Source organism: Amorphus suaedae (genome assembly GCF_053629675.1).
Window position 1 is genome coordinate 2,880,790 of the sequence record NZ_JBRJIT010000001.1, and the last position, 6,711, is coordinate 2,887,500.

General features: G+C 70.6%; 6 protein-coding genes (1 of these 6 only partly in view). 4 read left to right on the forward strand and 2 right to left on the reverse strand.

Translation table 11 applies throughout. From position 1 onward, the window contains the following. Positions 1-15 precede the first annotated feature (15 nt). From AB7M35_RS12840 to AB7M35_RS12855, 4 genes are all read left to right on the forward strand, one after another. Entirely contained in the window at positions 16-993 is a 978-nt protein-coding gene (locus tag AB7M35_RS12840) for an aldo/keto reductase (protein WP_453960313.1), read from the forward strand. A 140-nt stretch (positions 994-1,133) separates the two neighbouring features. Continuing rightward, a complete protein-coding gene (locus AB7M35_RS12845) occupies positions 1,134-1,559 on the forward strand; it encodes a lasso peptide biosynthesis B2 protein (protein WP_453960315.1) in 426 nt (141 codons plus the stop codon). A 49-nt stretch (positions 1,560-1,608) separates the two neighbouring features. After that, entirely contained in the window at positions 1,609-3,336 is a 1,728-nt protein-coding gene (locus AB7M35_RS12850) for an ABC transporter ATP-binding protein (protein WP_453960316.1), read from the forward strand. Between the two features lie 10 nt (positions 3,337-3,346). Next, the gene (locus AB7M35_RS12855; protein ID WP_453960317.1) at positions 3,347-4,573 is read left to right on the forward strand and encodes a nucleotidyltransferase family protein; all 1,227 of its coding nucleotides are present in this window, start codon (positions 3,347-3,349) and stop codon (positions 4,571-4,573) included. Between the two features lie 28 nt (positions 4,574-4,601). Here the strand turns inward: AB7M35_RS12855 and AB7M35_RS12860 are convergent, their stop codons facing one another. Both AB7M35_RS12860 and AB7M35_RS12865 read right to left on the reverse strand, forming a co-directional pair. Further along, entirely contained in the window at positions 4,602-5,996 is a 1,395-nt protein-coding gene (locus tag AB7M35_RS12860; protein ID WP_453960318.1) for an amidase, read from the reverse strand. A gap of 43 nt (positions 5,997-6,039) precedes the next feature. Continuing rightward, a protein-coding gene (locus AB7M35_RS12865; RefSeq protein ID WP_453960319.1) for a GGDEF domain-containing protein crosses the window boundary here: on the reverse strand, positions 6,040-6,711 show its 3' portion. Its footprint extends 435 nt past the window's final position; the window shows 672 of its 1,107 coding nt (coding positions 436-1,107); its start codon lies off the right edge, out of view; its stop codon occupies positions 6,040-6,042.

The window sequence follows — 6,711 nt, forward strand, 5'->3', positions numbered from 1 at the left end:
ACGGGAGTGACGACCATGGAACGACGGATGCTGGGCGAGCTGGAAGTCTCCGCGATCGGGCTCGGCTGCATGAGCATGACCCAGATCTACGGGACGCCGGACGAGGGCGAGGCGATCGCCACCATCCACCGCGCGCTCGAGCACGGCATCGACCTGATCGACACCTCCGACGCCTATGGCGGCGGAAAGAACGAGGAGTTGGTCGGCCGGGCCCTGAAGGACCGTCGCGACAGGGCGGTGATCGCCAGCAAGTTCGGCAACATCCGCCTGCCCGACGGCCGCCCCGGCGCCAAGGGCGATCCGGAGTTCGCGCGCCAGTCGTGCGAGGCGAGCCTCCGGCGGCTGGGGGTGGATACCATCGACCTCTACTACGTCCACCGCATCGATCCGACCGTCCCCATCGAGGACACCGTGGGGGCGCTCGCCGACCTGAAGCGTGAAGGCAAGATCCGCCACATCGGCCTCTCCGAGGCCTCGCCGGAGACCCTGAAGCGCGCCCACGCCACGCACCCCATCGCGGCGCTGCAGACCGAATACTCGCTGTGGACGCGCGACTGCGAGGCGGAGCTGCTGCCGCTGTGTGCCGAGCTGGGGGTCGGATACGTCGCCTACTCGCCGCTCGGGCGCGGCTTCCTGACCGGCACCATCACCGGCGAGGACAGCCTGGAAGAGGGCGACCGGCGCCGCCAGCATCCCCGCTTCGCGGCGGAGAACCTGGCTCGCAACGTGAAGCTCCTGGAGACGCTGTCGGAGCTCGCGGCCAGGGAGTCCTGCTCTCCGGCGCAGCTGGCGCTGGCGTGGGTGGCGTCGCGCGGCAAGACCATCGTTCCGCTGCCGGGCACCAAGCAGCGCAAATGGCTCGACGAGAACGTGGCGGCGCTGTCGGTGTCGCCGTCGGCCGAGACGCTCAAGGCCCTCGACGCGGCGTTCCAGCCGGGCGTGGCCGCCGGCACGCGCTATCCGGCCGGACAGATGGCCAGCCTCGGCGTCTGACGCCGCGCCACCCCGGCAGCGCATCGAAAGGCTCCCGCCCCTTCTCGGGGGCGCGGAACTGCACGAAATCGACCCCGCATCGCCGAGAAAATCGGCTACACTCCGCGTCGCCCGACAGGACGTGCGAAGGACAACACCGAGTGGCCTCTCCGACATCCGTCTTCCTTCGCGCGATGAAGGGAGCCGAAACATTCCTTGCGCTGCTGATCGCCCAGGGGCTCGTCTTCGGCCTGCCGTTTCGGCTGACCGCGCGGCTGTTTGACGTCCGCAAGCCCAGCGGCGGGATCGAGGCCAACGCACGGCACGCGTTCGGACGGACCATCGGCATCCGGGTGGAGCGTGTCGCCGACCGGCTTCCCTGGAAGAGCACCTGCCTCGTGCGCGCGCTCGCCGGATCGATGCTGCTGTGGCGGCGCGGGATCGGCTCGAGCATCCGCCTGGGTGTGCGCAAGGAGAACGACGCCCTCGCCGCCCACGCGTGGCTGATGGTCGGGGAGGCAATCGTTCTGGGCGGCGGCGCCGACACCGCAAACTTCGTGCCGCTCGCCGACCTGGCCTCGTCCTGATCGATCCGAGATCGATCCTCCCGACCCGCTGCCGCACACACGGACCTGCATGTTATCTCGTCGCCTTGCGTCCTCGCTGAAGCCTCTGCTTGCGCATTTCATCGCCGAGATCGGGGCGCGCAGGGTGGCGGCCGCGCTCGGCCTTTTCGTGCTGACGGCGCTCTTCGAGGCGATCAGCCTTTCGCTGGCGCTGCCGCTGCTGGGCGCCATTACCGGGCAGGCCGTAATGCCGCAGCGGATCGCCGCCGGGCTGGGCGGCTTTCATCTTCCCACGACGACCGCGGCCCTGCTGGGCCTGCTCGCCGTGACGGGCATCTGCCGGGCCCTGCTCGGCGCGCGGCAGGAAATCGTCATGTCGCGCATGCAGCTCACGTTCATCGTGAACCTGCGGATCCGGCTGGCGACCGCGCTGTGCCATGCGGACTGGCCCTTCCTGGCGCGCCAGTCCCAGGGACGGGCGACGAACGTGCTGGGATGGGAGATGACCCGCCTGCAGCAGGGGACACATTTCCTGCTGCGGCTGCCGGTGCTTGGGCTGCTGCTCGTTGCCCAGATGGCCGTGGCGCTGTGGATTTCCATTCCGGCCACGCTTGCCGTCGTCGTGGCCGTCGGCCTGATCGCGGCGATCGTGACCCGGGGCCGGATGAGCGCGGCGGCGCATGGAGCGCAGCTCAGCCGCGCGCAATCGGACCTCTCCGACGACATCGGCCGGTTCTTCGACACGCTGAAGATCGCCAAGGCGCATCAGGGCGAGGACTGGCGGATCCGCCAGTTCGCCCTTCGCATGACCTCGCTTCGGGACAGCCAGTTCGCCTTCATCGGTGACACGGTCCGGCTGCGGCTCACCCTTCAGGTGGCGGCCGCGATCGTTGTCGCGCTGGTGATCCAGCTGACGCTGGCGACGCATCATCTCACCGGGCCCGAGGTTCTCGTGTTCGCCGGAGTGCTGATGAGGGCCACGCCGATGGCCCAGCAGATCATGCAGGGCGCGGTTTCCGTCTCTCACGCGCTGCCGGCCTATGAGTCGATCGTTGCCCTCACCGCCGAGGCCGAGGCCGCGGCCGATCCCGTCGTGCACGCGGAAGCGCCGTCGCTGGAGGAAGCGATCGGCTGTCATGAGGTCAGGCTGCGCCACGGCCCGGACATGCCCATCGTGCTGGACGGCCTTTCTCTCAGCCTGCCGAAGGGCGCCATCAGCGTGCTGTGCGGTCCCTCGGGAAGCGGCAAGTCGACCCTTGCCGACGTGCTGGGCGGGCTGCTTCGCCCCACGTCCGGGCATCTCTCGATCGACGGCGAAATGCTGACCGAGGACACGACCCATGCCTGGCGCCGGCACGTCGCCTACGTGCCGCAGGACTCGCTCATCCACGCCGGGACCGTGCGGGAAAACCTCGTCTGGAACACCGGCGACGTCGCGGACGATGCGCTGTGGGAGGCCCTGAGCCTGGCCGCCGCCGAGGATTTCGTCCGGCAGCTTCCGCTGGGTCTCGACGAGCCGCTCGGGCCGCGCGGCGGGCGGCTTTCGGGTGGCGAGCGCCAGCGGCTTTCGCTGGCCCGCGCGCTGGTGCGCCGGCCGCGCCTGCTGATCCTCGACGAACCCTCCAGCGCCCTGGACGCCGAAACCGAGCAGAAGCTCGCCGTCACGGTCGCCGGCCTGCGCGGGCGCACGACCATCCTGGTCATCACCCACCGGGATCCCTGGACCTGGGCACCGGATTTCGTCCACCACCTCAGCCGGGGAAGGATCTCCTCCACCCAGATCGGTGCGACGACGTGATGGCGAGACGATGAGGCTTCGGCAGGGTCCCACCGATACGCTGCGCCCTGACCAGCGGCTCGCGCTCGCCTGCGCGTGCGCCTGCGATACCGCCACCATCGATGCGGCCGCGGCCGCGATCCCGGACGCCGACTGGCCCGAAGCCGTCCGCCTCTTCAATCACCACTTCCTGGCGCCGGTCGTCCTGTCGCGGCTGAACGAGGTCGCCGGTCCGGCGGCCGAGGCGCGCCTGGGCCCGCTCAAGCAGGCCGTGTCGGGCCGCCTGAAGAAGGCTCTGCTGCTGCAGGCAACCATGGGCGGGCTTCGCGACGACCACCTGGCCCCCCTCGACGTCTCCCACGCCATGTTCAAGGGCCTCACCCTCGGCGCCCGCTATTACGGATCGCCCGGCCTGCGGGTGGCGCGCGACATCGACGTCCTGGTCGCGCCATCCGACATCGAGCGGCTCCTGCGCAGCCTGATGGGTGCCGGCTACGACCTGATCGGACGGCTGCGGGTCGATCGGGGCGGTGGCCGGCCCGTCGATCATGCGATCGCGATCGCGCATCTCTCCAAGGAGGTCGCACTGGTCTCTCCGGACGGCGTGACGGTCGAGATCCACCATCGGGTGGACGCCTCCGGAAACGCCTTTCCCACGGCGGACCTCCTCGCCCGCGCGGAGACGATCGAGATCTGGAAGCGCCCGTGGCCCGTCCTCTCCACGACGGACCTGTTCGTCTACATCTGCGCGCACCACGCCCAGCATCGCTGGTCCAGGCTGCATTGGGTGCTCGACCTGTCGATGATGATGCGGCACCCCTCGTTCGACGCCGACGCGGTCCGTCGCCGCGCGGCGGAGAGCGGCTTCAGCCGCGTCGTCGACGCCGCGATGCTGCTGCCGGAGACGCTGTCGGCGATCGTCGAGGGCAGGCAGCCATCGCCCCCGCCGATGGCGACCGCGTTCGCCGCCGACTGCCTGGCGCATCTCGATCCGGCGCGCGCGCCCGAGCGGATTGCACGTGAATACCGGGGCCTGGCCCTTCTCGCCGGCGCTGGCGAGGATCTCCGCCGCCGCTGGCGGTTCCGCGATCGCTGGACCGCGCGCCTGGCGGCGCTGACGGCGCTGGCCGGCCCGCAGGTGGCCGACTATCAGGCCCTGCCGCTGCCGCCGCGCCTCCACGCGCTCTACTGGATCACCCGGCCGATCCGGCTCGGCGTCCGTGCGCTCGGGCGCGCGTTTTCCCGCTTCCGTCCCTAAGGCCGCCCGTCCGGACCGACGGCCGCGGTCAGAGGTGCGGCAGCTCGATCGGATGTAGCGCCTCGAAGGCCGCCGACGCGGCGAGCACCCTGTCGTCCCGGCCCTTTGCCGCGACGATCTGCAGCCCGACGGGCAGCCCGGACGTCGTGCGACCGCACGGAATGGAGGCGGCCGGTTGCTGGGTCAGGTTGAAGGGATAGGAGAACGGGGTCCATTCGGTCCAGCGCTCCATCCCCGACCCCGGCGGCACCTCCAGCCCGACGTCGAACGCGGGGATCGGCAGCGTCGGTGTCAGCAGCAGGTCCCACGTCTCGTGGAACGCGTTCATCCGGGCGCCCAGCGTTTCGCGCGCCTTGACCGCAGCCAGATAGGAAAGCAGCGGGATCTCGGCGCCCTCGCCCGCGACCGCGAGCAGGCCGGGATCGACGCGCTCGCGCCGCTCGGCGGGGATGCTGGCGAGCAGGTTGGCGGCGCCCGCGAACCAGTGGGCCCGGAAGATCGGCTCGGCGTTCTCGAACGGCGGCTCGATGGTCTCGACGACGGCCCCGAGCTCGGCGAACGCCGCCGCGGCCGCAGCCACCAGCGTCGCCACCTCCGGATCGAGCGTTCCCACGCCGAGGTCCGGGCAGAACGCGATCCGCCATCCCCGCACCGGCATCCGGCAGGCGTGCGCGAAATCCGCGGCCTCGGTCATGGCGTACCAGTCGCGCGGGTCCGGTCCGCTCATCACCGACAGCATCAGCGCCGCGTCGGCGACGGTGCGCGTCAGCGGGCCGATATGCGCGACGGTGCCAAAGGGGGAGGACGGATAGGCCGGCACCCGGCCGAACGTCGGCTTGATGCCGTAGACCCCCGTGAAGGCCGCAGGTATGCGCACCGAGCCGCCGCCGTCCGAGCCCTGATGCAGCGCGCCCATGCCCGTGGCGCAGGCGACCGCCGCGCCGCCTGAACTGCCCCCGGGTGTCTTCTCGGGATCCCAGGGGTTGCGGGTGACCCCGGTGAGCGGGCCGTCGGTGACGCCCTTCCAGCCGAATTCCGGCGTGGTGGTCTTGCCGAGCAGCACGGCCCCGCTATCGCGCATCCGCGCGACGAACGGCGCGTCGACGTCCCAGGGCCCCGCCGGATCGGTCGTCTTCGATCCCCTCAAGGTCGGCCAGCCGCGCGTCAGCGAAAGGTCCTTGATCGAGGTGGGAACGCCATCCACCGGTCCGAGCGGAGCCCCGCGGGTCCAGCGCGCCTCGGAGGCCCTGGCGCTGTCCCGGGCAGCCACTTCATCGACCAGACAGAAGGCGTTCAGCTCCCCGTTGAGGCGCGTGATCTGCGACAGCGCAGCCTCCGTCGCCTCGACGGGCGAGACGGTTCGACGCGCGAACCCGTGGAGGAGCTCGGTCGCGGACCAGAAGGCGAGATCGGATGCGGGCATCGTGTCCTCCAAAAGCCGGTCGCGCCGGAAGCGGCGACCGGCATCAGCCGCCGGCGACGTCCCAGACGACGCAGTTGCGGCCGCGCGCCTTCGCCTCGTAGAGCGCCCGGTCCGCCTGCCGGAGCAGATCCTCCACGCTGTCGTCCCCGCCACCATACTCGGTGGCGCCGATGCTGACCGTCACCTCGACCGGCCCGGTGGCGGACGACATCGGAGAGCCGCTGATCGACACACGGACGCGGTCCGCGGCGGCCCGGGCCGCCTCCCCCGAGATGCCCGGCAGCACGATCGCGAATTCCTCGCCGCCGATCCGCGCCAGCACTTCCCCCTCGCCAAGGCTTGCCCGGATCCGCGCGGCAACGGCCACGAGCACCTCGTCTCCCGTCGAATGGCCGTAGCGATCGTTGATCGATTTGAAATGGTCGATGTCGATCATCAGCACCGACAGCGGCGCCCCTGCGGTCCGCGCATCGCCACGCGCGCGCTCCGCCTCTTCCATGAACGCGCGCCGGTTCGCCGTGCCCGTCAGCGTGTCGACCCTGCCGATGTGCCGGAGCTCGGCCTCCATGAGCCGCTGGTCGGTGTTGTCGAGGATGATGAAGACGAGCTTCTCCCGGACGAACCGGAAGCGGAACTCGATGGAACGCCGCTGCTCGTCCCAGCAGCGGACCCAATGTTCCACCGAATGGGTCACATCCGGATTGGCCCGTGCCGC

Excerpts from the sequence above, each read along its gene's own strand:
- AB7M35_RS12840 (WP_453960313.1), top strand. The coding sequence starts at position 16 with ATGGAACGACGGATGCTGGGCGAGCTGGAAGTCTCCGCGATCGGGCTC.
- AB7M35_RS12850 (WP_453960316.1), top strand. The coding sequence starts at position 1,609 with ATGTTATCTCGTCGCCTTGCGTCCTCGCTGAAGCCTCTGCTTGCGCAT.
- AB7M35_RS12855 (WP_453960317.1), top strand. The coding sequence starts at position 3,347 with ATGAGGCTTCGGCAGGGTCCCACCGATACGCTGCGCCCTGACCAGCGG.
- AB7M35_RS12860 (WP_453960318.1), bottom strand. The coding sequence starts at position 5,996 with ATGCCCGCATCCGATCTCGCCTTCTGGTCCGCGACCGAGCTCCTCCAC.